The following is a 25571-nucleotide window of genomic DNA, read 5'->3' as shown; positions in this document are numbered from 1 at the left end:
TCAACCCCTAAACGGAAGCGGTGGATTGAGGCCCCAGATGACGACCGTCATGACGAAGTTCAGGACGACGATCGCGACCAGGGAGGCGCGGATGGCGCGTCCGGAGGCGGCGCCGACGCCCGCGGGGCCGCCGCTGGCGAAGTAGCCGTAGTAGCAGTGGATCAGCGTCACGATGGCGCAGAACAGCACGGCTTTGACGATCGACGCCAGGAGGTCCTGCCAGGTGACGAACTGCGCGAAGTAGTGGTCGTAGGTGCCTGCGGGTTGATCGTGGAAGGTCTTGACGATGATGCCGCCGGTGATGAAGCTGACCACCAGCGCCATCACGTAGCTGGGCAGCACCACGAGCATGCCGCCGACCAGGCGGGTGCCGACGACGAACGGGATCGCGCGCAGGCCCATGGTCTCGGTCGCGTCGATCTCCTCGGAGATCCGCATGGCGCCGATCTCGGCGGTCATCCGGCAGCCGGCCTGGGCGGCGAAGCCGATGCCGGTGATGATCGGCGCGACCACGCGGATGTTGCCGAAGGAGCTGATGATGCCGGTCAGCGCCCCGAACCCGAGAAGGTCGAAGGCCATGAACGCCATGATCGCCACCACGGCGCCGACGGCGAGACCGAGGAAGAACATCAGGCTCACCACACCGCCGTCGACGATGATCGAGCCGCTGCCCCACGCCATGTCGTTCATGGTCTTGAGGGTCTGTTTGCGGTACTGACGGATCGTCGTCGGCAACAGCACGATCGTCTTCCACACGAACATCGCGATCTGGCCGAGTTCGGCGATCGCACCGGCGATCTTGGCTGAGACGGCCCGCCCGATTCGGACGAGGATCCCGCCGGAAGGCGACGCGCTCTGCGATCGCATCTGATTCTGTGTCATGCCCTCACGCCAATCTCGCCGGGAAGAACATCGTCTGCACCTGGCTCACCGCGAGGTTCGTCATGAAGATGCAGAAGACGCTCAGGACCACGGACGCATTCACGGCGTTCGCCACGCCCTTCGGTCCGCCTTTGGCCTCGAGTCCGCGCAGGCTGGCGATCACCACGACGATGAACGCGAACAGCACCGCTTTGAACACCGAGAACGCGAGGTCGACGGGGGTGGCGAACGCGCCGAACGACTGCCAGAAACTGGCGGGGACCACATCGTTGATGTTGGCCGAGATGGCCAGACCCGCGCCGACACCGGAGGCGATGATCATCACGCACAGGGCGGGCGCGATCGCCAGCATCGCCAGGAAGCGGGGAACGATCAAGCGTTGAATCGGGTTGACGCCCATCACGCGCATAGCGTCGATCTCTTCGCGAATCGATCGCGAGCCCAGGTCCGAGGCGATCGCCGACGCCGCGGCGCCGCTCAACAACAGCCCGGCGGCCATCGGCGCACCCTGGTTCACCACGCCCAGACCGCTGGCGGCGCCGGCCAACGAGTTGGCTCCGACCTGGTCCATGACACCACCGACCTGCACCGACACCTCGGCGCCGATCGGCACCGCCATCAGCAACGCAGGCAGCGCAGTGACCTTGAACAGCTTCCAGATCTGGTCGATCACCTCACTGCCCGCAAGTCGCAACGACACCGTGTCCGTGATCGTGAAACGGACCATCTCACCAGCCAGCGAGGCGGATCGACCGATCGTGTCGAGACTCGACATGACACGGTCACGCAGTCCGGTCAGGAATCTGCGGATTCCGTTGAACAGAATCTGGATTCTGTTCTGCGATATTCGCAGATCATCAGGCTCGAGCGTCGTTGCGCTCATCGTCACCTCTCCTAGTGGCTGGCGAACCTTGCGGTTGGGAATACGGGGCTGAGCGCACGGCGACATCGTGTCCGGAGTGCGCTGAGCTTGCGGTCAATTCACTGCGGCGGCGTCAGCCCATCGCAGTGCGGAGGATCCGGCGCATCACCGATCCATACGGCGGATAGGTGACGGCCAGGTCGGGACGTGTCGGTTTGCGCAGCACCGCCTTGTGGTGACTGAACGTGTCGAACCCGTGCTTGCCGTGGTAGCGACCCAGTCCCGAGTCGCCGACGCCGCCGAAAGGCAGCTCGGGGACCAGCAGTTGATACAGCAGATGATTGACGCCGACCGCCCCCGACGACGTGAGACCGATGACGTCGTCGGCGGTCTCGGAGGACTCGGTGAACAGGTACAGCGCAAGGGGTTTGGGACGATCGTTGATGAACTCGATCGCGGAGTAGACCGAGGGGACGCTCACCACCGGCAGGATGGGACCGAAGATCTCGTCGCGCATCAATTCGGAGTCGAGGTCGGGGTCGGTCACCAGCGCCGGCGTCATGCCCAGCGTGTCGACGTTCACCTCGCCGCCGAAGACCTCCCCACCGCTGGTCGTCAACAGTCCGCTGAGCCGGTCGAGATGATGCCGATTGACGATGTGGGTGGTGTCGTTCGCAGCCTGCGCGGGCAGTTCTTCAAGCAGTCGCGCGACGAGGCGTGGCCGGACCGATTCCTCGACGATCACGTAGTCGGGTGCGATGCACGTCTGCCCGGCGTTGATCGACTTGGCCCAGGCGATACGACGAGCCGCCACGTCGATGTCGGCATCGGCGGCGACGACCACCGGGCTCTTGCCGCCGAGTTCGAGGGTCACCGGCGTCAGATGGGCGGCGCTCGCCTCCATCACCTTCTTGCCCACCGCGGTGGAGCCGGTGAAGAAGGTGTGATCGAACGGGTGCTTCAACAGTTCGCGGTTCACCGAGCCGTCGCCGAGCACCACGCGCACGGCCAAGCTGTCGACGTACTGCGGCAGTCGGTCGGCGATGACGCGGCCGGTGGCACTCGCCATGTCCGATGGCTTGATCACGGCGGTGTTCCCCGCGGCGAGCGCGCTGACCAGCGGCTGGATGGTGAGAAGCAACGGGAAGTTCCAGGTGCCGAGGATCAGGACGACCCCCTTGGGCTCGGGAATCGTGAACGCCTTGCCCGGCGCGGTGGCCGCACCGATCGGCACTGACGTGGGCTTCATCCAGCCGCTCAGCCGGCTCAGGGTGTGCCGGATCTCGTGGCGCACGGGACCGATGTCCGCCATGAACGACGCCATGGCGCTGCGACCGAGATCTGCTTCGATGGCGGCGACGATCTCCGGCTCGCACTCGTCGATGAATCGGAGGAGCCCCCGCAGTTGACGGGTCCGCCACGCGAGTGAGCGCGTCCTGCCGTCGCGGAATGCGCGCCGAGCGATGTCGACTTCTTCGCCCGCTGACGATCCGATCGTCGTCGCGATCTCGGTAACACTCATCGAAAACTCCTGAACTCTGGCAAGAATCGGCACGTCCCGCGATATCCGTCGGGCGTCGCGCCCGCCGAAGAACACAGCTTGAACACGATGAGCGTACATAGTGTTCAGACGTGATGTCAATCACTCGCCTCGGTGGCCTAAGGGCCCTAGTATGAACGTCTCCCCTGTGACCTGCGGCACGATTGGTACCTACAGTAAGTAGGTTTACATGATACGTCAAGCGTTTTTTGTCAGCAGCCCGAAAATGAGGCGGGACATTGCGTTCAGACGTAATGTCTGGTTGTCTCTGATCATGCCGCCCCAAGCAACCCCCGCAGCCGACGCGCCGCGCACACAGTCCGACGTCCTGACGATTGCGCAGACGGATGCCACCCGCTGGTTGACAATGAATCGACCAGCGGCGCTCAACACGTTCGATCCACGACTGCAGCGAGCTCTGCGCCGCGCCGTCGACGAGGCGGCACGCGACGACACGGTGCGATGCGTGGTCCTGACCGGTGCCGGATCGGCGTTCTCCGCAGGCGCCGACATCGCGCTGGGCGACGTGACGCCCGAGACGAGACTCGCTCCGCGGACCGAAGAAGAATTGCGGATGTACTACAACCCGATCATCCGCACTCTGCGCACCATGCCCAAGCCGGCCGTCGCCGCGGTGAACGGATCGACGGTGGGACTCGGTTGCGCCTTGGCGATGGCGTGCGATCACGTCGTGGCAGCGGAGTCCGCCTGGTTCTCACTCGGGTTCGCCAAGGTCGGGCTCACCCTCGACGCGGGGGCGTCACTGCTGCTCGGCGCACGGATCGGAATCGGGCGGGCCACCCGCATGGCGATGCTCGGCACCCGGGTCGACGCGCCGACAGCCCTGGACTGGGGCATGGTGGACGAGGTGGTGGACGACCACGCGCTGTCCACTCGAACGACGGCCTTGGCCGACGAACTCGCGTCCGGTCCGACCAAGGCGTTCGCCGCCATCAAGCACAGCCTGAACGCCGCACTTCTCGACCGGCTGGACGCGGCACTCGAGACCGAGGTCCACAGTCAGACTCGGCTCGTCGACGCCGCCGACTTCCGCGAAGGCATCACCGCATTCGCCCAACGTCGACCGCCGAAGTTCCTCGGGCACTGACAGTTTCGCGTTACCGGTCGCGGTCGACGGTCTGCTCCGGCGACCGCCGACCTGGACGCGGACGAGCGAATCGACTGCGCCCCTATTCACCCTGCGGCGGGCCATCCCGTCTGCCGTAGATCGCACCGTAGAGCACTGCACCCACCAGCGACGTGACCTCGCTCAGATCTCCGAGGTGGTCCTCGCCGGCCAGTGATCCCGCGACGGTTCGCTCGATGGCCCACAGCAGCGTCGCCGCATATTGCGGTGCCGGCGGTCCGTCGGGCGCCAGGCCCCGTGCACGATCCGTCTCGATGATCGCTTCCAGGGTCGACTCCATCGCGTCCATCGCCGCGAGGTACTCGATCCGCAGCTCCGGCAGTCGGGGCCACGCATGCACCGCGTTCCGAATCACCGGCCCGGTGAATCCGTCCAGATCGAGCCACTGCCCCACCTGCTCCACCAGCGCCACGGGATCGGATCGATCGACATCCACGAGCCCCTGCAGGCCGGCGACGATTCCCGCGGCCGCCTGCCGGAACAGCACCACGAACGCGTCCTCTTTGCTCCGGAAGTAGAAATAGAACGACGCGCGCGAGGTGCCTGCGGCCTTGAGCACGGCGGCAACGCTCAACTTCGCCAGGCTCTGGTCCACGAGCAACTCTCGCATCGCGTTGAGGATCGCGGTCGGCGTCTCCGAGTCGAGTCCGTCGGTGTCCGGCGCAGTCAACGACGAGGGGCGGACGGGAACAGGCTCCGCATCCGGGTTCGCATCGGCCCGGTACTCCGCGATCCGTCCGCCATACATCGCCGCCTCATTGAGCGCTCGCAGCGAATCGGCGATGTCGTCGACCGCGGGCAGTCGCGGATCCAGGTGCCGCGTACTGACATAGAAGGCGCGTTCCACCGCCCCGACGAGCAGGGCGGCGACCATATCAGCCGGCGCCCCGTCGGGGGCTTGCCCGGATTCGCGCTCGTACCGCACCTGCTCGGTGATCGTGTCGACGAATCGCGTGAACATGCGCTGCCACGCCGCCCCCACCGCGGGCTGGCTGTGCATGTGCTCGATGACGGCCCCGATCACCGCGCCGTGCTGCGACCACATCTCGAGGGTGCTCGCGAGGGACGATCCCATCTGCCGCGCTCGATCCCGACCGGGCGTGCTCGACCACGGCGCATTCGCGCCATAGGAGTCCTCGAACATCCGAGCCACCAGCGCTACCAGCACGTCGTGCTTACTGGCGAAGTAGTGGTAGAAGTTGGCTCGGGAGACACCGGCGACCGGCAGGATCTGCGCAACAGTGAGATCCTGCAGAGGGATCTCTTCGAGAAGCCGTTCGGTGGCGTCGAACACCGACTGCTCCGCCCCGGACGTCCCGTCGAACGCCCGCGGACGATGCCGCGTAAAGGAACCCTGGCTCATCAGTCCGATTTTACACTATGTACGGACATGCCGTCTGGCGCCGATCGCGGACAGGAGCGCGGCGTCGAACTCATCGGCACACTCCAGCATGGGGTAGTGCCCGCAGTCGAACTCGACGAGGCGACCGTCGACCCGATCCGCGAGCCATCGTGCACCGCGAATCGACAGCGCCGGATCGGCGGCGCCCACCAGCGCCGTCACCGGTCCGGAAAGCCGGTCGAGAATCGCCGTCTGGTCGGTGCACAGCAGTGTCCGCATCGCCGCCATCCCAGCCCAGCTCGGCGTCTGAAGCGAGATCCGGTGCAGCCAATCCAGGACGGCGGGTGTCGGCGCCTGCTTGAACGGATCCCCGACCGCCTTCCGTCGCAACTGGATCCGGTCGTGATGTTCGGCCGCAAGAATCGCACCGAGCGGCCCGTCGGCGGGAACACCGAAGGGGAACGCATCGGTCCGCGACGCCGCCACACCGTTGGAGGCGACGAGCACCGTGGAGGTGATTCGGTCCGGGTGATCGCACGCCGCCCGCAGCGCCACCATTCCGCCGAGCGACCACCCGACGACGACGGCGCAGGAGATCCCCAGCGAATCCAGCACACCGATGGCGTCGGCGGTCAGATCCTCGATGTCGTACCCGGTCAGCGGCGCGTCCGAGCCCCCGTGGCCGCGCTGGTCCATCGCGATGGTGCGGTAGCCCGCTTCGGCGACGACGCGCAGTTGGCGGTCCCACACCTCGCCGGACAGGCTCCAGCCGTGAATGAAGAGCACGGCGGGTCCGTCGCCGAGGTCACGGACGTTGATCGAGACGCCCGAGGCGGTGGTGATCAGTCGTTGAGTCATTCTTCCCACCTCACACGAAGGTCGCGACGTCGGCGGTCGACTGGCGGTCGGTGCGGTAGGCGTTGACCGCATGATCGAGGTCGGCGTACCCGAACGAGATTCCGACGACGACGATCCGATCGTCCGGCAGGTCGAGGAAGTCGCGGAGAATCGGCGCCTGCGTCGCGAGTGCGGCCTGTGGGATGCTGGCGATCCCCCGGCTGTGCGCGGCGAGCAGGAAGTTGTTGATGAACAGCCCGCAGTCCACGGCGCCGTAGGTCCCCAGCGACCGATCCGTCGTCAGGATCGCGACATGCGGAGCACCGAAGAAGTCGAAGTTGCGCAGCGTCTGCCGCATCGACGCCGCACGATCGCCCATCGCGATCCCGAGACTCTCGTACAGTTGGCGTCCGCTCTCTCGTCGGCGATCGCGATAGACGCCGTCGTACGACTCGGGAAAGGGCAGGTCCGGCCGCTGATCGGGACCGTCGGCGATCGCTGCTGCCAAGGCCTCTTTCAGGTCAGCCGTCCGCTGCGCCGAGGTGATGTGCAGATGCCAGGGCTGGGTGTTGCACCACGACGGTGATCGGCGCGCGACGTCGAGGACGCGGTCGATCTCGGCGCGCGGAACCTCGTCCGAACGGAATGATCGGCAGCTCCACCGATCGGACAGCAGCCGCTCGAGCGTCGCCGTCGCAACGTCATCTGGATCGAAGGTCATCGCATCTCCTCGGGAATCGTTCACAACACCGCCCTGTACATGCGGCTAGACAGTGAGTGTAGACAGAGTGTTCAGTGACGTCTACCCTGAGATGTAGCGCCGGTCACACCAGCGCAGGCGAATCGATACGCCACAGGCGGCCAATCGATACCGACAGGCACAGGAGGAACATCATGACCACCCTCGAACCACTCACCTTTCGAGGCGACCTCGACGTCCCCGAGGGGCTGCCCCGGGGGCTCGATCTCGGTCGAATCAACAAAGACACCGTCGACAAGGCGATCGCCATGTTCGGTCGACCGTTGGTCGAACAGGTCACCGACCACGCGCTGCTCGCCGACGACTACGCCTACCGCGCTTTCCTGGATTTCAAGGACAAGAGCAACTCGATGAACTGGCGGACCTTCGACACCGCCGTCGAACACGGTCTCGATGCTCTCGACGACGTGACGCCTGCCGTCGCCGCGCTCTTCGAGCAGATGGAGTCGGTGCCCGACTGGGTCGACTTCGACCAGATCTACCGCGGGGCCGTCGCCTTCTGGCGAGCCGGCATGATCGTTCAACCGATTCTGGCGTGGGCCACCATCGCCGGCGGATTCTCGATGTACAGCGCAACCCGCCCGGTGCTGTTCAGCGGCCGTCTACGCAAGGCCGACAAAGTCGGGACCCGGCTCATCGAGAGCTTCCGCTACGTGGTCGCGGCCTACACGCCCGGCGGCATGGGCCGTTTCGAGGAGGGCTTCCGACTCACCGCCAAGGTGCGCATGATCCACGCGGCGGTCCGCCACAGCCTCAACAACTCGGAGGCGTGGGACTGGGCCGACTGGGGCATCCCGATCAACGACATGGACTCGATGGTCACGCAGGCGGGCCAGTTCGGCGTCAAGTTCACCGATGCCGTGCAGGCCTCGGGCATCCGCTTCTCCGACCGTGAGCTCGACGACATCTTCGCGCTGTCCCGCTACGTCGGCCACGTGATCGGAGTCGCGCCCGCCATCCTTCACACCGACTACGACGACGCCCGCCGAAAGACCGAACTGCACACCATGCTCGAGCTCCCGCCGGACGATCTGTGCCGCGACGTCGTCGAGTCGGTCATCCGTTTCAGCATCGAGAACCCTCCGGGCGACGTGGAGGTGCTCCCCGGCCCGATCGCGAAGGTGATGACGAACGAACGCCGACTCAAGCTCGCCTACGGACTGCTCCGCGAGTGGCTGCCCGCCGACGTGATGGACGCGCTGGGCGCTGAGAAGACGGCGTGGCGGCACATCCTCCCCGCGGCCCGCCCGCTGATCCGGGTGGCCGACCGTGTCCAGCGCGCTCTTCCCCACGACGACGAGAAGGCAGCGTTCACCTTGCTCCACAACTTCAACAGTGCGATCGCGGTGCCGAACGGCGACAAGCGCAACGAGGTCGCTAGCTACGACGAGATCAGCGCAGACGTGGCCGCGAACAAGGGCGGCATGCCTGTGGTCGCGAAGGTGTGAGGTCATCGCTCCCAGGTAGACCGATCGCCCCGAATCACCGTCGTGATTCGGGGCGATCTGTTCTCTCCCCGCCAGCGATCTCAGAGGCCGAGCGACCGCCCGACGATCTCCCGCATGATCTCGTTGGTGCCACCGTAGATTCGCTGGACTCGGGCATCACGCCACCGCCGAGCCACCTCGAACTCCTCCATGTAGCCGTACCCACCGTGGATCTGCAGACAGGTGTCGAGCGCTTCGAACTCCAATTCCGTGGTCCAGAACTTGGCGCCTGCGGCCTCCGCCGCCGTCAGCTCGCCGGCATTGGTCGCCTCGATGCAGCGGTCCACGTAGACGCGCGCGATCTGCGTCTTGGTCGACAGCTCGGCAAGACGGAATCGATTGGCCTGGAAGCTTCCGATCGGCTTGCCGAAGGCGTGCCGTTCACCGGCGTACTCGACCGCCGTGGCGACCGCGTGTTCGGCGCTGGCGACCGCGACGACGGCCATCGACAGCCTCTCCTGGGCGAGGTTGCGCATCATGTAGTGCAGACCGGAGCCGGGTTCGCCCAGCACATCGGCGTCGGGGACGAAGACGTCGGCGAAGAACAGTTCAGCGGTGTCCTGTGCACGCCGGCCGATCTTGTCCAGCTTGCGTCCCTTCTGGAAGCCTTCCTGACCGGCGGCGACCACGAACAATCCGTAACCGCCGCCGTCCGACTCCGCGATACGCGCCGCCACGATGACCAGGTCTGCCTGGATGCCACTGGTGATGAAGGTCTTCGAGCCGTTCAGCCGCCAGCCGCCGGGCTCCCGGGTCGCCGTGGTGGCGATGGCCCGCAGATCCGAGCCGGTACCCGGTTCGGACATCGCGATCGCGATGACGGTGTCGCCCGCGGTGATGCCGGGCAGCCACCGCTCCTGCTGCTGCGGCGTCGCGATGTCGAGGTAATAGGGCAACACGATGTCGTTGGTCAACGAGAAGCCGTCGCCGACCGCACCCGTCCGCACCACTTCCTCGTTGATGACGGCGTTGAAGCGGAAGTCGCGCAGACCGGATCCGCCGAACTGTTCGGGCGCGGCGAATCCGACCAAGCCCTGGGCGGCCGCTGCCGACCAGAACGAGCGGTCCACGAGCCCTGCCGCCTCCCAGTCCGCGGTGTGCGGAACCGCCTCTTTGAGGAGGAAGGCGCGCACGGATTCGCGGAAGGCGTCATGCTCGGATTCGAAGAGTGTTCGCAGCATCTCAGATCCCCATCGACTTTCCGATGATCTCCTTCATGATCTCGCTGGTGCCGCCGTAGATCCGCTGCACGCGGGCGTCGACGTAGGCGCGCGAGATCGGGAACTCCGCCATGTATCCGTACCCGCCGAACATCTGCAGGCACTTGTCGACGACCACGCCCTGAGTCTCGGTCGCGGCGAGTTTCGCCATCGCGGCCCGGTCGGCGCTGAGCTCACCGCGCGAGTGCTCCCGCAGGCAGTCGTCGACGAAGGTGCGGACGACCTCCGACTGGACGTGACAATCGGCGAGCGTGAACCGCGTGTTCTGGTTCGCCGACAGCGGCTTGCCGAACGCCTTCCGCTCGGTCACGTACTCCGAGGCCAGCTCCACCGCCCGTGCTGCGGCGGCGGCGCTGGCCACGGCGATCGTCAATCGCTCCTGCTGCAGATTCGACACCAGCGCCTTGAAACCGCCACCGAGTTCGCCGAGCAGGTTGGCCGCCGGCACGCGGGCGTCGTCGAAGAACAGCTCAGCCGTGTCCTGCGCGTGCATGCCGATCTTGTCGAGGTTTCGGCCGCGCGAGAAACCCGGGGTGTCGCGTTCGACGACGAGGAGCGAGAGTCCGCTGTGCCGGTCGCCTGCGGCGTCGGTCCGCGCAGCGACGATCACCACGTCGGCGTTGATGCCGTTGGAGATGAACGTCTTGGCGCCGTTGAGGACGAAGTGATCACCGTCGCGCGTGGCCGTGGTCGTGATGCCCGCCAGGTCGGATCCGGTCCCGGGCTCGGTCATCGCGATCGCGGCGATGAGTTCCCCGGACGCCAGACCGGGCAGCCAGCGGCGTCGTTGCTCGGCGTCGGCGTAGCGCAGGAAGTAGGGGATGCAGATGTCGTTGTGCAGGTTGATGCCGAACGACATCACGCCCGCGACGGCCACCTCCTCGGCGATGACGGCGTTGAACCGGAAGTCGTCGACGCCGCCTCCCCCGAACTCCTCGTCGATGGCGGTGCCGAGGAACCCGTGCGCCCCGGCCTCAGTGAAGACCGACCGCGGCACCACGCCGTCGGCCTCCCACTGCGGATAGTTCGGGATCACCGTCGATTCCAGGAATCGACGGAAACTGGCTCGGAACTCTTCGTGCTCTGGTTCGTAGACCCGGCGAGCGGTCCGCTGCTTCGTCGTTGCATTCATAGGAGGACCATACATTCTGTCTAGATAGTGTGTACATGTTCTGATCGATGTGATTGACACCACGTCTAAACAGATTGTATGGTCACGAGTATGACGCAGTCCAGACCCACTTCGAATTCCGACTGGGGCGCGCAGCCGGCAGGCGCGTTCGCACCGACGCGCGACTTCACCGACGACGAGCTCGACGCCGCTCTCGCCGAGGCGAATCTTCCGATTCTGCTCGGCAGCCTGGCCCTCCTGACCCAGGACGACCGCTGGGTGTCGGCACCGTATCTCCCCACGCCCCCAACCGATCTCGGCGATCACGACTCGGGCGGGTTCGCTGACGACACCGCCGAGCAGATCCGCGCCGAGGCGCGGCGGATCCTGCTGGCCTGGCGTGAAGGCGACCTCGTCGTCCCCGACGCGCCACCGTCACCGGACCGCATCGCGCAGATCCTGTCGGTGATGCTCGCCGAACCCATCGATGCCGAGTACGGCCCCCTGCTCGCCGAAGAGATGGGGATCCGACCGAGGCACAGCGAGCCGACCACGGAGTCGGCGGGATTCCGGGTGATCATCATCGGCGCGGGCATCTCCGGCCTCGCCATGGCGGTCCGGTTGAGCCAGGCGGGCATCGACTACACGATCATCGACAAGAACCCCGCCGTCGGCGGCACCTGGCATGAGAACCACTACCCCGGCTGCGGCGTCGACACGCCGAGCTACCTGTACGCGCTCTCGTTCGACCCGAAGCCGGACTGGTCCGACTACTTCGCGTCACAGGGAGAGCTGGACGCCTACTGGAACCACCTCGCCGCCCGTCATCGGGTCGTCGAGAACGCACGGTTCGGCACCAGGGTCCACGTCGCGACGTTCGACGAGGACGCCTCCGTCTGGCACGTGGACGTGGGTCCGGCCGACGGCGCCGAGGTCACCGAGACCCTGACCGCCGACGTCGTGATCAGCGCTGTGGGCCTGCTGAACCAGCCGAGCGTTCCCGCCATCGCAGGCCTCGAGGACTTCGCCGGTCCCACCATGCACACCGCCTGCTGGGATCCGTCGACCGAACTCGCGGGGAAACGGGTCGCCGTCATCGGCACCGGTGCCAGCGCCATGCAGTTCGTCCCCGCCTCCGCCGAGATCGCCGAGCAGGTCACCGTCTTTCAGCGGTCGCCGCAATGGGCCATGCCGCACCCGCTCAAGGGCCGGTCGGTCAGCGAGGCGAACCACTTCCTCAACGCCCACGTGCCCTTCTATCTCGCGTGGTATCGCGCACGACTGTTCTGGCGCATGGGCGACAAGGTGTGGGGTCTGCTGCAAGTGGACCCCGACTACCCGCACGTGGGCCGCGCCGTCAACAAGGGCAACGACCGCCTCCGCGCCCACCTGACCAAGTACATCGAGCACGAACTCGCGGGCCACCCGGACCTGCTCGCCAAGAGCGTCCCCGACTATCCGCCGTACGGCAAGCGTCTGCTGATCGACGCCGGCTGGTTCCGCACGCTGACCCGCGACAACGTCGACCTGGTCACCGATCGCATCGACGCCGTGACGCCGACCGGTGTGCGCACGGTCGACGGTGTACACCACGACGCCGACGTCCTGGTGCTGGCCACCGGCTTCCGCGCCGTCGACGTCCTCGCCTCGATCGAGGTCAAGGGCCGCGGTGGACGCGACCTGCACGAGACGTGGGGCGAGGGCGACGGACGTGCGTACCTGGGCATCTCCGTCCCGGGGTTCCCGAACTTCTTCTGCCTCTACGGCCCGAACACCAACACCGGCCACGGCGGCACGGTGATCGCGGGCACCGAAATGCAGATTCAGCATGTGACGGCACTGCTCTCCCGGATGATCGACGACGATTTGTCGACCGTCGAAGTGCGCCAAGACGTTCACGACGCCTACAACGCCGACCTCGACGCGGCGATGGCGCGCACGGTCTGGGACTACGGCGGTACGACCACGTACTACCGGAACCAACGAGGACGGATCGTGACCAACAGTCCGTGGCGGTACGTCGACTACTGGGCGCGCGTGCACGAGCCCGATCTCGCGGACTTCCACCTCTCCGTCGCCTCCCGCTCCGCCTCGTCCGTCTGACGGCGGGGCGCCCCGCCCTGCCGTGTTCCCGCACTCCCCGTGTCCGCCCACCGTCTCGGACCGATCCCACCTGTGAAGAAAGTTGAGGCACCCCATGTCCAGCGCTGAGACCCTCCGTAGCGCCGCTGCTCCCGGCATCGCAGCCGCGACCCTCCCGGCCGCGTTCCAAGCCACCGCGGCAGCGCGCGCGGAGCAACCGGCACTGATCGCATTCGGCGAAGATCGCTCGCTGACCTGGGCGGAGTATGCCGAGGCGGTGCAGCAGGCCGCCTGCGGGCTGGCCGACCTCGGCGTCGGCCGCGGTGACACGGTCGCCATGATGCTCGCGAACAGCCCGGAATTCCATATCGTCGACACCGCCGCCCTGCACCTGGCAGCGACGCCGTTCTCGATCTATCTCACGTCGGCGCCCGATCAGATCGCCTTCCTCTTCGGCAACGCCGAGAACTCCGTGGTGATCACCGAACAACGGTTCCTCGACGTCATCGGCCGCACCCAGACTCCCCATCTGAAGCACATCGTCGTCGTCGATCCCGACGGCGACCTCCCGTCGACCGTTGGCGACGCGAGCGTCCTCTCGTTCGACGACCTGCGCAGTCGACGCCCCGAGGGCTTCGACTTCGCGACGACGTGGGCCGACGTGACCCCGGACGACATCGCCACGTTGATCTACACCTCGGGCACCACCGGCGCCCCGAAGGGCGTCGAACTGACGCACGCGAACCTGATGTTCGTCATGCACACCTGCAATCTGCGTTTCCCGTTCGCCGAGTCCGGAGCGGCGATCTCGTACCTGCCGACGGCGCATGCCGCCGACCGTGTCTTCTCGCACTACCTGGCGACGGTGACGGGCTGGCCCATCACCACGGTGCGCGATGCCACGCAGGTGTTCGGCGCCGTCGCACAGGCTCGCCCGTCCTGGTTCCTGGGCGTACCTCGGATCTGGGAGAAGCTGCGGGCCGCGTTGCTCGCCCGGTTCAACGGCCTGCCGGACGAACAGCGCACGCCGACCCTCGCCGCCATCGATGCGGCCACCACCGGTGTGCAGGTGAGCCAGCGGCGCGAGCCGGTTCCCGACGAGTTGGCCGCCCAGATCGCTCGGGCCGACGCGGCGATCTTCGCCGGACTGCGCACCCAGCTGGGCTTCGACCGCGTCGCGCTGCTGATGACGGGAGCGGCGCCGATCGCGCCGGCAGTCCATGAGTTCTTCCTCGCGCTGGGGCTGCCGCTGCAGGAGGGCTTCGGCATGTCGGAGACCGGCGCACTCGGCTTCACCAACATCCCCACCGACATCCGCGTCGGCAAGGTGGGACTCGCGCAGCCGGGCACCGAGGCCAAGCTCGCTGCCGACGGCGAGCTGCTGCTGCGCGGCGCACACGTCATGCGCGGATACCGGAAGGCTCCGGAGAAGACCGCCGAGGCGATCGACGCCGACGGCTGGCTGCACACCGGCGACATTGCGACGATCGACGACGACGGCTGGGTCGCCATCGTCGATCGCAAGAAGGAACTGATCATCAACGCCGCGGGCAAGAACATGTCGCCGGTGAACATCGAGAGCAAGCTCAAGAGCGCCAATCCGCTGATCGGGCAGGCCTGCGTGATCGGCGACCGACGACCCTACAACGTCGCGCTCCTGGTCTTGGATCCGGATGCGGCGGGTACCTTCGCAGCCGCGCACGGGTACCGCGACACCTCGCCGTCGGCCATCCTGCACGACCCGGAGCTGAAGGCAGAAATCGACGCCGCGGTGGCGACCGCGAACGCTCAGCTCTCCCGCGTCGAACAGATCAAGGCGTACCGACTTCTCGAAGACGAATGGCTGCCGGACTCGGCGGAACTCACACCGACGATGAAGCTCAAACGTCGCGGCGTCGCCGACAAGTACGCGGCGGTGATCGCGGAGATCTACGACGCACCCCGCCAGTGAGTGGCTTCATCGCGTATCGCCCGTGACCATAAATCTATAGCTATAAGGTTTAATTCACGGACGAACACCTATCGAACAGGAGCCAGCCCATGAGTGAAGCCACCCCCGTCGTCGTCTCCGAGCGCCGCGGCCACGTCGAAGTGATCACGATCAATCGCCCCGAGTCGCGGAACGCGGTGAACGCCGCCGTCACCGACGCCCTCGGATACGCGGTGGAACGCGCCGACACCGACCCCGACATCCGCGCCATCGTCCTCACCGGCGCGGGATCGCAGTCGTTCTGCGCCGGCGCCGATCTCAAGGCACTGGCTCGCGGCGAGCGGATCGACGCCTCGTCCCGCGATCGACGGGCGTGGGGATTCGCAGGGATCGTGACCCATCCGATCAGCACACCGCTGATCGCCGCCGTGAACGGCACCGCTCTCGGCGGCGGGACCGAGTTGGTCCTGGCGAGCGACATCGCCGTCGCCGCCGAGAGCGCGCAGTTCGGCCTTCCCGAGGTGAAGCGCGGAATCATCGCGGCCGCAGGCGGCGCCTTCCGAATCATCGACGCGCTGCCCCGCAAGATCGGCATGGAACTGCTGCTGACCGGGCGCACCTTCTCCGCCCAGCAGGCCGTCGACGTGGGTCTGATCAACCGAGTGGTCCCGGACGCCGACGTCGTGGACGCCGCCGTCGCCCTCGCCGACGAGATCGCAGCGAATGCGCCGCTCGCCGTCCAGGCGTCCAAGCGCCTCGCCCTCGGCATCGTCGACGGGGCGGTACCGTCCGAGACCTCGCAGTGGGCCGCGAACACCGCGGAGATCCTCGCGGTCTTCAAGAGTCGAGACGCCAAGGAGGGCCCGCGCGCCTTCGCCGAGAAGCGCGCACCTCGATGGCGGGCCGAGTAGCCGGCCGACGCGAGCTGCGCTTCGGGTGAGTCGACCGCCGGAAGGTCTTGACCGCAATAAACTAATGCTATTAGTCTATGTGGTGACGGTAGTCACATACCGGATCGACAGAGGAGCTCACGTTGCCCGTCACCATCGACCTTCACCAACTGCGAACGCGCGCGTTGCGCACCCTGCTCGGCCATCTCGACGCGTCGACCACCGATCTATGGCCGGAGATCGGCGGGTCGGCGGCCCCCGACTTCTCCGATGCGGTCCGTGCCGAACTCGAACGCGATCGAGTCTTCGGCAGCGTGCCCGTCATCGTCGCGCACTCCTCGGAGGTCGCCGAGCGAAACGATTTCGTGACCGTGGAACTGCCGCGCAACAAGGTGATCCTGGTCCGGCAGCGCGACGGCGGCGTGAAGGCACTGATCAATTCGTGCCGCCACCGAGGCGCTGAACTCGTCACGGAGGAGTCCGGTAAATGCCGACTGTTCTCCTGCCCGTACCACCGGTGGTCGTACGATCCGTCCGGCGCGCTGCGGACCGTCACACTGGACGACACGTTCGGAGCGTTCGATCGCACCCGGTACGGCCTCGTCGAGATCCCGGTGGAGGAGCGTCACGGCTTCATCTGGGCCATCGACGACCCCCATCGGTCGATCGACGTGGCCGCCTGGCTCGGTCCCGAGATGGACGCGATCCTGGCCTCCTACGCCCTCGGCGACCTCGTCAGCATCGACCCGCACACGTATCGTCGGCCGACCAACTGGAAGGTGATGCAGGACGGGTTCCTGGACAACTACCACGTCAAATACGCTCACCCGAACACCGCAGGACGCATGCTGCACACCAACGCCGTCGCGCTGGAGGACTTCGGTCGATCGTTCTGGTTCTTGACGGCCAGGAAGACGCTCGACGAGTACATCGGCCACGACGTCGACTGGGACACCGCGATGGAGTCGCACACCATCGAGAGCTGCTATCTCGGACCGAACACGATGCTGCTCAAGCATGCGACGCACTTCGAACTGCTCACCTTCCGGCCGGTCGGCGCCGATCCGGCGCAATCGATCATGCAGATGCGCATCCTCGCCCCGTCGGTGAGCAGCAGCGGTTTGGAGCCCAAGCACTGGCGCAGACGATGGGAGAAGAACTGGGGTCTGCTCATCGCGATCCTGCACGACGAGGACTTCCCGATTCTGGACGGGCTCCAACGCGCCATGAACAACCTCGACGCCGGGTCCATGCTGCTGGGCCGCAACGAGATCGCCAGCCACCTGTTCCGGCGGCTGGTCAACGATCTGATCTCGTCGCCACGATGACTCACCGCACCGTGAACGACGACGAGCTCGTCAGCGTCGAGCGGTACCTCGCACCGCCACGGTCCGCCGCGCACGAGCTGATCGCGCGCGCTCGTGACATCGACGAATCGATGGGCTTCGGTCCGCCACCCGGGTGGCGGCTTCCCCCGCCGACATCGACGATCGAGATCCACACCGCGCTGCATCGCTGGTCCGTGACCGCAACGGACCGCCCGCGGCTGGCGGGCGTGATCACTCTCTGTGAGCGCGACACCGTCGACGGGAGCGACGCGCTCATCGTTGTCGATCTGGTGGTCGCTCCGGAGTTCCGATCGACCGGAGTGGCGACTGCCGCGGTCGAACATCTGCTCACCGTCTCCCCTGCACTCTTCCGATCACAGGCGACCGCGTGCGCCTACGGATCGCATCCCGCAGCCCTGCGACTGGCGGCCCGGTTCGGCGCCGATGTCCGCACCCGGCGTCACCATCTGCTCAGACACTCGACCGCCCCGGAACCGCACGCCGAGCCGGGGTCGACGGCGACCTCGCTGAGCGCACGGTGGCGAGTTCTCGGCGAGGAATTGCCGCAGACGCCGATCGATCGAGCGTCCGCACTGCGCTCCTCGTCGGCGATCGACTCGATCGCCGCCCTCGTCGACGCCGACGACAACGCCCTCATCGACCGCCTGCGATCACTGGCGTTCAGCCACGACCGCACCGACACCCTCGTCTCCTTCAGCTCAAGGACCCCCACATGAACACCAGCATCCTCCGTGCCCTGTCCGCCTGGGCCGACCGTCGCGGCGACCTGCTCGCCGTCGCCTGCCGTGACACGCAACTGACCTGGCGAGAGCTGGACTCGGCGGCCACCCGCGCCGCGCTCGAACTCGCCCGACAACACGGGGTGGGACGCGGTGACCGCGTCGCCGTCCTCGGCCGGCCGACGACCGAATGGGTCGTCACCGCGCTCGGCGTCCTCAAACTCGGCGCCGTCATCTGCCCGCTCAACGAACGCAGCGGCCCCGTCGATCTCGCCCATGCCGTCGCACAGACCGAACCGACGGTGATCGTCGCATCCGCGGCGTTGGCGTCGGGGGTCACCGATCTGGGCGTCCCCATCACCGATCTGGATCGGCTCGGTCGCGGCGAACCCTCGTCCGAGGATCTGGCCATCGCAGCCGTCGACGGCGCTGATCCGGTCGCGATCCTGTCCACCTCGGGATCGACCGGGGCGCCGAAGGGCGTGGTGTTCACCCACGAATCACTCGCGAGCAGCTTCTTCGAGTGGTGCCTGTCCGAACCGACCTTCCTTCACGCCCGTGCGCTGAGCGTCAGTTCGATGGCGTTCGGCGCAGGACTCCTCAACGGCTTCCTCGGACCGCTGGTGCTCGGCGGCAGCATCATCTATCTGCCCGACTGGGACCCCGCCGTGGCGCTGGCGCTGATCCGCGATCATCGCGTCAACCACCTCGGCGCCACGACCGTGTTCTACGAGCAGATGGCCGACCACCCCGACTTCGACGGCGCCGATCTGTCGTCGCTCACCATCGCGTTCACCGGTGGCAACCCGGTCACCGACGACCTCATCCGCCGCTGGGGCGCCAAAGGAATCGGACTTCGTCAGGCCTACGGCCTCACCGAGTCCCAGTCCCACGCCACCATCCCGACCGTCGCCGACGCGATGGTCCATCCCGACAGCGTCGGGATCGGCGGCGTCCTCAACGAGTTCCACATCTGTCACGACGACGGAACCGTCTGCGGCCCGGACCAACCGGGCGAGATCGTCATCTCCGGGCCCGGAATGGCAGCGGGGTACTGGCGAGACCCCGATCTCACCGCGACGACGTTCGGCGGCGGCCGACTCCGCACCGGCGACATCGGCGTTCGCGACACGGACGGCCGGATCCGCGTCATCGGCCGGACCAAGGACATCATCATCTCGGGCGGCATCAACATCTACGCTGCGGAGTTGGAGCGGGCCATCGCCGAGTTGCCGGAGGTCGCCGAGATCGCCGTGATCGGCGTCAGCGACAGCGAATTCGGCGAGACCCCCGCCGCACTGATCCGCGTCGCCGATGGCGCCGAACTCACCGCAGCCGCCGTGGTGCAGCACTGCCGGGACCGGCTGTCGCCGTACAAGGCGCCCCGCTATGTCGAGTTCCTCGACCGCCCGCTGCCACGCACCGCGGGGATGAAGATCCGCAAGGGCGATCTGCGGACCGAGTTCGCCGATCTGCCGATGCGCGGCACCCGGATCGGCACCGTCCCGAGCCGGTAGCACGGCCCCGCATCGGCCCGCGTAGATTCCCTGCTGTGGGACGCAGGCCGCTGATTCACCGTGACACCGTGGCTCGGGCGGCTGTCGAGATCATCGACGCCGAGGGTCCCGCCGCATTCAGCCTGGACCGGTTGGCGAGACGACTGGGCGTGAAGGCCCCGTCGCTGTACAACCATTTCGCGGACAAGGGCGAGATCCTCGCCGAGGCCGCCCGGGTGATCGTGCTCGACACCCCCGACCACCCCGATGTCGTCGACGGCGATTGGATCAGTTGGCTCATCGACGGCGCGGTCTCATTCCGCGGAGCCCTCCTGGAGCATGCCCGCGCGGTCCCACTCGTCGTGGAGAACTTTCCGCAGCGCCTCCTCGAACGGCTGTATGCGCAGCACTGCCGGGTTCTCGCCGGCTGCGGCGTTCACGCCGCACACCAGATGTTCATCCTCGAAGCCGTTCACCGGATGACCATCGGGTCGGCGATGTGCGCCGCGACCGGCCGCCCCGCGATGGCCGCACCGACCGCACCGGAGGAGTTCACGCCGGAGGTCATCGCCACGCTCAGCTCGGGAGAATGGGACGACGATCGCCTGTTCGTCGAGTCCCTTCGGGCGTTCCTGCAGTCCGTCGGGTGATCACTGCCGCTTCGCCAGGGCCGGCCCCGGGTCGAGCAGCTTCACGCGAGGCCGCTTCTGCTTGCGCCCGAGACTCCGCTCGTACCGGTCGACGGCGACCCAGTCGGCGGCGCTCAACGCTTGCGGCCTGCGCTGCGAGATCACGTCCGCGAACTCGCTCGCCGATCCGACGGGCTCCGCGAGCGCTCCTGCGGCGTAGTCCTCGAGGAGCGCCGCCACCGTCTCCTGGGCGCAGAGCTTGTTGGTGCCGATCACCCCGGTCGGTCCGCGTTTGATCCAGCCGGCGACGTACCGTCCGGGCACCGGAGCGTCCGACTCCGGAGAGTGCACCCGGCCCCCGATGTTCGCGACGGTTCCGGTCTGCGCGTCGAAGGGGAGGTCGGCGAAGGGCGTGCCGCGATAGCCGATCGACCGAAGCACCAGGCCGGCCGCGAGGTCGTCTGTGCTGCCGTCCGGCGCCGCGAGGCGAACGCCGTCGACGGATTCGGCGCCGAGGATCTCCTGCGGTGCGGCATGGAATCGCAGGGTCAACCGTCGATCGTGCTGCGGTCGGGCCGCCGCGTACTCACGAAGCAGCTGCACTTTGTACGCGACCTCCGGCCCCACCGAGTCCGCCTCCTCGGCGTCACCGCACCGGTCGTCGACGAGGACGTCGACGCCGTCGAGAGCGGACAGCCCGAGGAGTTCGGGAACGGTGCACGCCGCGGCGGCGGGCCCGCGACGACCGATCACCACCACGTCGCGGATCGCACTCGCGGCGAGCGCGTCGAGTGCATGGTCGGCGATGTCGGTCCGACGGAGATCGTCGATGTCGCTGACCAGTATCCGAGCCACATCGAGTGCCACATTTCCGTTGCCGATGACCACTGCGCGGTCGGACGACAGGTCGAAGCGCGCCTCGGCGAGATCCGGATGACCGTTGTACCAGGCCACGAACTCCCTGGCGCCGTGCACGCCGGCGAGGCTCTCCCCCGGAATCCCCAACTGCCGATCGCGGTCGGCACCGGTGGCGACGATCACCGCGTGGTGGTGATCGGCGAGTTCGTCGAGCGTCAGATCACGCCCCACCTCGACTCCGAGGTAGGCGGTCATGCCGGGTCTGCCCAAGGTCCGGGCGTAGCCGCGCTCGACCAGTTTGGTCTTGCTGTGATCCGGTGCCACCCCGTAGCGCACCAGTCCGCCCGCGAACGGCAATCGCTCGAGCATGGTGACCTCGACATCGACGTCCCGGTTGGCGAGCAACTCCTCGGCGGCGTAACTGGCGGCCGGTCCGGATCCGACGACCGCGACCCGCAGCGGCGAGGCTTGTTCGACGACCGCGACCCGGCCGAGGAGCCGCCCATCTGACCGCTCCGTCGGATCCCGGTCGGCAGCCGACTCGCACTGCGTCCCGGTGCCGGCCGCCCCCGCGTAGTAGCCGGCGTTGATCTCCAGATACCGCAGGTCGAGGCCTTCGAGACTCTCGTCCGGGCTGATCGCCTCGACCGGACAGGCATCGGCACACGCGCCGCAGTCGATGCAGGCGACGGGATCGATGTACAGCATCTCGGTGGTCCGGTACCCGGGCTCGCCCGGTCCCGGATGAATGCAGTCGACCGGACAGACCGCGATACAGCTCGCTTCGTTACAGCAGTTCTGGGTCACGACGTAGGTCACGGGCGGGCTCCGATTCTCAGTAGACTGCCAGCGATCATAAATCTAATGCCAGTAGCTTTACAAGAGTTCGCCAGTCTCGTGAGACCTTGCGCTTTTTATCTACTGTCATTAGCTTTAATGCAAGCAGGAATGCACCCGACCAGGAGGAGCAGCGGATGTCGGAAACCGATCTCGACGAATTTCGTCGGATCTACGCCAAGCATGTCGACCACGTCAGAACCGGCGACATGAAGGCCGCGATGGCCGAGATGGTCCGCGAGAATCTGCCCGCCGTGTTCCACGGAATCGACGTCCCGCGCTCGGCCGTCCAGCACGCCGAGATCATCGACGTCCGCGCCGACGGAGACCTGCGCGTCGGCGACAGCGTCTATCGACTCCCGGACCGGTCCATCGGCCTGCGATCGTTCTGGGAGCAACACGACGGCCGGTGGCTCGCCGCGCGGTTGGAGAACTTCGATCCCGAGCCGGGTGAGACCGCCGGTGACGCGCCATCGCACATGGAGTTTCCGTGGGGACCGGCCGCCGACGGCCTGGACCAGCCGTATTGGGACGGATCGAAACTCGGTGAGCTGCGCCTGCAGCGATGTGCGCACTGTCAGCGGTGGATCTGGGGCCCGCAATGGATCTGCCCGGCGTGCCACACCCTCTGCCCCGCATGGCAGTCGGTGGAACCGACGGGAGTCGTCTACGCCTGGTCGCGCAGTCACCGTGCCTTCATCCAGGAGTACGCCGACCGGACACCCTACGTGACCGTCCTGGTGGAGCTCCCCCACGCGGGCGGTCGACGGGTGCTCGGACTGATGCCGGACGCCGACACGGTCCGGATCGGCGACACCGTGCACGGCCGCTTCGAACTCGACGAGGGCGCGGACTGGCCGCTGCTGCGCTGGTACCGGTCCGAGAACAGGAAATAGACGAATGACTTCACCACTGCGCGGCGCAGCCGCCGTGGTCGGCGTGGCCGACCACCATTACCCGCGAGGCGAGGCCCCGTACGGCGAACTCCCGATGACCCTCGAGGCCATCGTCGCCGCCTGCCGAGACGCAGGCATCGATCCCCACGAGGTCGACGGCTTCGTCTCCTACGCCGGCGGCGGGTTCGACGGCGCCACCGTCGGCGCCGCCCTGGGCGTCCACGACGTCCTGTGGTCCACCATGATGTGGGGCGGCGGAGGCGGAGGCGTCGCCGCCGCGATCAACAACGCCGCGGTCGCGATCGCGGCAGGACAGGCCGAGACCGTCGCCGTCTTCCGATCGATGGCGCAGGCCGACACCGGCAGGCTCGGATACGCGAGCTATTTCTACGGTCCGCATTACCTCGCACACGGGGTGGGATCGCCGGCCCAGGTCTGTGCGCTCAGGACGCAGCGGCTGCTCGAGCACGACGGTGTCCCGCGCGAGGCCCTGCGCTCGCTCGTTCTCGCCGCCTACCGCCACGCACAGAACAATCCGACCGCCGCCGGATACGGCAGACCCCTCGATGAGGCCGCCTACGACAGTTCTCGGCTGATCACCGAACCCTTTCACCTGTACGACTGTTCCCGGGAGAACGACGGGGCCGTCGCACTGATCGTGGTGTCCGCCGAACGAGCACGCGCACTGCGTCCCGACGCCGCCTACCTGCTCGGCGGCGCCCAGGGCGCGCCCGGCGGCTACTCCTCCCTGATCGACAACGACGACATGTACACCTCCGCAGGCTTCGCCGGACGCAACGGCAGACCGGGAGTGGCGGACCGCCTGTGGGCCGCCAGCGGATGCGGCCCCGCCGACGTGGACGTCACCCAGGTGTACGAGAACTTCTCCGGACCCGCCGTCGCCGCGTTGATCGACCACGGACTGGCACCCACCGGCCCGGAAGCCGGCGACGTCCTCACCGTCGACAACATGACCGCCGGAGTCGGCGCCCTGCCGGTGAACACCAGCGGCGGAAACATCGCCGACAGTTTCGTCAACGGGATGGGCCTGGCGGTGGAGGCCGTCCGACAGATCCGCGGCACCTCGCCGAACCAGGTCGACGGCGCCCGGACCTCACTGTTCATCGGCGGACCGATGGCGCCCCTGGTCTCGTCCACTCTGTTCGGTCACCAGGACGCTCTCTAACCCACCCCGTGCTTTCCCGCCTCCCACGAAGGAGACCAGCCATGTCATCAGCCGACAGCGCACCCCTCGCGCTGGACCGACCCGACCTGTTCATCGACGGGCACTGGCGCGCTCCCCGCGGCGGCGCACAGACGGACGTCGTCGAGGCCGCCACCGAGCAGGTCCTCGGAGCCGCCGCGGACGCGACCGCCGCCGATGTCGACGACGCGGTCGGCGCCGCACGGCGAGCACTGCCCGGATGGGCTGGGCTCCCCATCGCCGCACGAACGGATCTGCTGGACCGGTTCGCAGGCGAACTCAAGGCCCGCGCTCGAGCGACCGCCGCACTGTCGAGCCGCGAGAACGGCATGCCGATCGCACTGTCGGTCGGTGTCAACGGCTATGCGCCCGCCATGATGGTCCGCTACTACGCCGATGTGATTCGCAACGGCGCCGGCGACGATGTGCGCGCCAGCGCGCTCGGCACGCGGACGGTGGTACGCCACGAACCGGTCGGCGTCGTCGCGGCGATCACCCCGTGGAACTACCCGCAATCACTCGCAGCCATGAAGATCGCACCAGCGCTCGCCGCCGGATGCACGGTGGTCCTGAAGCCGTCGCCGGAAACCGCACTCGACGCCTACGTCTTCGCGGACGCCGCCCTCGCCGCCGGTCTGCCCGCCGGCGTCCTCAACATCGTGCCGGGAGGCCGTGAGACCGGCGCGCATCTCGTCGAGCACCCCGGCGTCGACAAGGTCGCCTTCACCGGCTCCACGCCCGCCGGTCGTGCGATCGGCGAGGTCTGCGGTCGCCTGCTCCGCCCGGTCACCTTGGAGCTCGGCGGCAAATCCGCCTCCGTGATCCTCGACGACGCCGATCTGGACCACGTCACGGCGCGGCTCGCCGACGTCTCGCTGGTGAACAACGGGCAGACCTGCCACGCGTGCACCCGGATTCTGGCGCCACGGTCTCGGTACGACGAGGTGGTCGACGCCGTCACCGAGACGGTCGCTGCACTGCGGATCGGCGATCCGCTGGACCAGGCGACGCAGATCGGGCCGCTGGTGACGCGCGCACAGCAGCGTCGCGTCCTCGACTACATCGACATCGGTGTCGCCGCCGGACACCGGCTCACGACCGGCGGCGGAGTTCCCGACGGCGTCGACACCGGGTGGTATGTCGCACCGACGGTCTTCGCCGACGTCGACAACGCCGCCCGGCTGGCGCAGGAGGAGATCTTCGGCCCGGTCCTGACCATCACGCCCTACACCGACGACGCGGAGGCCGTCGCCATCGCCAACGACTCCCCGTACGGGCTGGGCGGTTCGGTGTGGACCGCCGATGAGGAGCGCGGTGTCGCGATCGCGGATGCGATCGAGAGCGGCACCGTCGGCGTCAACCACTACGCCCTCGATCTGGGCGCTCCGTTCGGCGGCGTCAAAGCGTCCGGGCTCGGACGCGAGTTGGGTCCCGAAGGCCTCGTTCCCTACCGGCGGACCAAGTCCATCTATCTGTGAGTGAAAGAAGCGTGA

Annotated in this window: 21 protein-coding genes; 12 read left to right on the top strand and 9 right to left on the bottom strand. The window is 67.3% G+C overall.

What is annotated here, in order from left to right:
* The 3 genes from GH2_RS10540 to GH2_RS10530 all read right to left on the bottom strand — a co-directional run bounded on the left by GH2_RS10540 (window position 1) and on the right by GH2_RS10530 (window position 3266).
* Window positions 1–867, bottom strand: coding sequence for an MlaE family ABC transporter permease (locus tag GH2_RS10540; protein WP_157086065.1), 867 nt, complete (start codon window positions 865–867; stop codon window positions 1–3).
* A 19-nt stretch (window positions 868–886) separates the two neighbouring features.
* The gene (locus GH2_RS10535) at window positions 887–1657 is read right to left on the bottom strand and encodes an ABC transporter permease (RefSeq protein WP_174545341.1); all 771 of its coding nucleotides are present in this window, start codon (window positions 1655–1657) and stop codon (window positions 887–889) included.
* Between the two features lie 220 nt (window positions 1658–1877).
* Complete coding sequence (locus GH2_RS10530; protein WP_066167062.1) at window positions 1878–3266, bottom strand: aldehyde dehydrogenase family protein; 1389 nt, start codon at window positions 3264–3266, stop codon at window positions 1878–1880.
* Between the two features lie 292 nt (window positions 3267–3558).
* Between GH2_RS10530 and GH2_RS10525 the strand changes: the two genes are divergently transcribed.
* A complete protein-coding gene (locus tag GH2_RS10525) occupies window positions 3559–4392 on the top strand; it encodes an enoyl-CoA hydratase/isomerase family protein (protein WP_066167382.1) in 834 nt (277 codons plus the stop codon).
* Window positions 4393–4474: 82 nt separating this feature from the next.
* Here the strand turns inward: GH2_RS10525 and GH2_RS10520 are convergent, their stop codons facing one another.
* The 3 genes from GH2_RS10520 to GH2_RS10510 are packed head-to-tail and all read right to left on the bottom strand — an operon-like array spanning window position 4475 to window position 7331.
* Window positions 4475–5794 (bottom strand): TetR/AcrR family transcriptional regulator, encoded by a 1320-nt coding sequence (locus GH2_RS10520; protein ID WP_066167060.1) that lies wholly within the window; start codon window positions 5792–5794, stop codon window positions 4475–4477.
* Window positions 5795–5809: 15 nt separating this feature from the next.
* The gene (locus tag GH2_RS10515; protein WP_066167057.1) at window positions 5810–6631 is read right to left on the bottom strand and encodes an alpha/beta fold hydrolase; all 822 of its coding nucleotides are present in this window, start codon (window positions 6629–6631) and stop codon (window positions 5810–5812) included.
* A 10-nt stretch (window positions 6632–6641) separates the two neighbouring features.
* A complete protein-coding gene (locus GH2_RS10510) occupies window positions 6642–7331 on the bottom strand; it encodes a nitroreductase (RefSeq protein ID WP_066167054.1) in 690 nt (229 codons plus the stop codon).
* A gap of 173 nt (window positions 7332–7504) precedes the next feature.
* On the opposite strand from GH2_RS10510, the gene GH2_RS10505 reads away from it, so the two are divergent.
* The gene (locus GH2_RS10505) at window positions 7505–8818 is read left to right on the top strand and encodes an oxygenase MpaB family protein (protein WP_066167051.1); all 1314 of its coding nucleotides are present in this window, start codon (window positions 7505–7507) and stop codon (window positions 8816–8818) included.
* 80 nt (window positions 8819–8898) lie between these two features.
* Here GH2_RS10505 and GH2_RS10500 read toward each other — a convergent pair whose 3' ends face one another.
* Both GH2_RS10500 and GH2_RS10495 read right to left on the bottom strand, forming a co-directional pair.
* The gene (locus GH2_RS10500) at window positions 8899–10038 is read right to left on the bottom strand and encodes an acyl-CoA dehydrogenase family protein (protein ID WP_066167047.1); all 1140 of its coding nucleotides are present in this window, start codon (window positions 10036–10038) and stop codon (window positions 8899–8901) included.
* A 1-nt stretch (window position 10039) separates the two neighbouring features.
* The gene (locus tag GH2_RS10495) at window positions 10040–11224 is read right to left on the bottom strand and encodes an acyl-CoA dehydrogenase family protein (protein ID WP_066167044.1); all 1185 of its coding nucleotides are present in this window, start codon (window positions 11222–11224) and stop codon (window positions 10040–10042) included.
* 75 nt (window positions 11225–11299) lie between these two features.
* On the opposite strand from GH2_RS10495, the gene GH2_RS10490 reads away from it, so the two are divergent.
* The 7 genes from GH2_RS10490 (at window position 11300) to GH2_RS10460 (ending at window position 20304) form a co-directional block, all read left to right on the top strand.
* On the top strand, window positions 11300–13291 hold the full coding sequence (locus GH2_RS10490; protein ID WP_239588752.1) for a flavin-containing monooxygenase: 1992 nt from the start codon (window positions 11300–11302) through the stop codon (window positions 13289–13291).
* Between the two features lie 94 nt (window positions 13292–13385).
* Window positions 13386–15221 (top strand): AMP-dependent synthetase/ligase, encoded by a 1836-nt coding sequence (locus GH2_RS10485; protein ID WP_066167038.1) that lies wholly within the window; start codon window positions 13386–13388, stop codon window positions 15219–15221.
* An 89-nt stretch (window positions 15222–15310) separates the two neighbouring features.
* The gene (locus tag GH2_RS10480) at window positions 15311–16111 is read left to right on the top strand and encodes a crotonase/enoyl-CoA hydratase family protein (protein WP_066167036.1); all 801 of its coding nucleotides are present in this window, start codon (window positions 15311–15313) and stop codon (window positions 16109–16111) included.
* Window positions 16112–16233: 122 nt separating this feature from the next.
* On the top strand, window positions 16234–17418 hold the full coding sequence (locus GH2_RS10475; protein ID WP_239588753.1) for an aromatic ring-hydroxylating oxygenase subunit alpha: 1185 nt from the start codon (window positions 16234–16236) through the stop codon (window positions 17416–17418).
* Window positions 17415–18155 carry a GNAT family N-acetyltransferase gene (locus tag GH2_RS10470; RefSeq protein WP_066167034.1) on the top strand — a complete coding sequence of 247 codons (741 nt, stop codon included), beginning with the start codon at window positions 17415–17417 and terminating at the stop codon, window positions 18153–18155. Before GH2_RS10475 ends, GH2_RS10470 begins: the two co-directional genes overlap by 4 nt.
* A complete protein-coding gene (locus tag GH2_RS10465; RefSeq protein ID WP_066167032.1) occupies window positions 18152–19675 on the top strand; it encodes a class I adenylate-forming enzyme family protein in 1524 nt (507 codons plus the stop codon). The genes GH2_RS10470 and GH2_RS10465 overlap by 4 nt, the downstream gene beginning before the upstream one ends.
* Before the next feature lie 68 nt (window positions 19676–19743).
* Window positions 19744–20304 (top strand): TetR family transcriptional regulator, encoded by a 561-nt coding sequence (locus GH2_RS10460; protein WP_244885360.1) that lies wholly within the window; start codon window positions 19744–19746, stop codon window positions 20302–20304.
* Here the strand turns inward: GH2_RS10460 and GH2_RS10455 are convergent, their stop codons facing one another.
* Window positions 20305–21960: an FAD-dependent oxidoreductase gene (locus GH2_RS10455; protein ID WP_066167026.1), complete on the bottom strand. Its 1656-nt coding sequence runs from the start codon at window positions 21958–21960 to the stop codon at window positions 20305–20307.
* 497 nt (window positions 21961–22457) lie between these two features.
* Here GH2_RS10455 and GH2_RS10450 point away from each other — a divergent pair, with 497 nt between their 5' ends.
* The 3 genes from GH2_RS10450 to GH2_RS10440 are packed head-to-tail and all read left to right on the top strand — an operon-like array spanning window position 22458 to window position 25556.
* Window positions 22458–22874, top strand: coding sequence for a Zn-ribbon domain-containing OB-fold protein (locus GH2_RS10450; protein WP_066167377.1), 417 nt, complete (start codon window positions 22458–22460; stop codon window positions 22872–22874).
* A gap of 4 nt (window positions 22875–22878) precedes the next feature.
* Window positions 22879–24060 carry a thiolase C-terminal domain-containing protein gene (locus GH2_RS10445; RefSeq protein WP_066167023.1) on the top strand — a complete coding sequence of 394 codons (1182 nt, stop codon included), beginning with the start codon at window positions 22879–22881 and terminating at the stop codon, window positions 24058–24060.
* 41 nt (window positions 24061–24101) lie between these two features.
* The gene (locus GH2_RS10440) at window positions 24102–25556 is read left to right on the top strand and encodes an aldehyde dehydrogenase (protein ID WP_066167020.1); all 1455 of its coding nucleotides are present in this window, start codon (window positions 24102–24104) and stop codon (window positions 25554–25556) included.
* Window positions 25557–25571 lie beyond the last annotated feature (15 nt).

The organism is Gordonia hydrophobica NBRC 16057 (assembly GCF_001592365.1).
Classification (GTDB): domain Bacteria; phylum Actinomycetota; class Actinomycetes; order Mycobacteriales; family Mycobacteriaceae; genus Gordonia; species Gordonia hydrophobica.
Note: the sequence above shows the minus strand (reverse complement) of the source record. Positions and strands in the feature narration are given on the sequence as shown.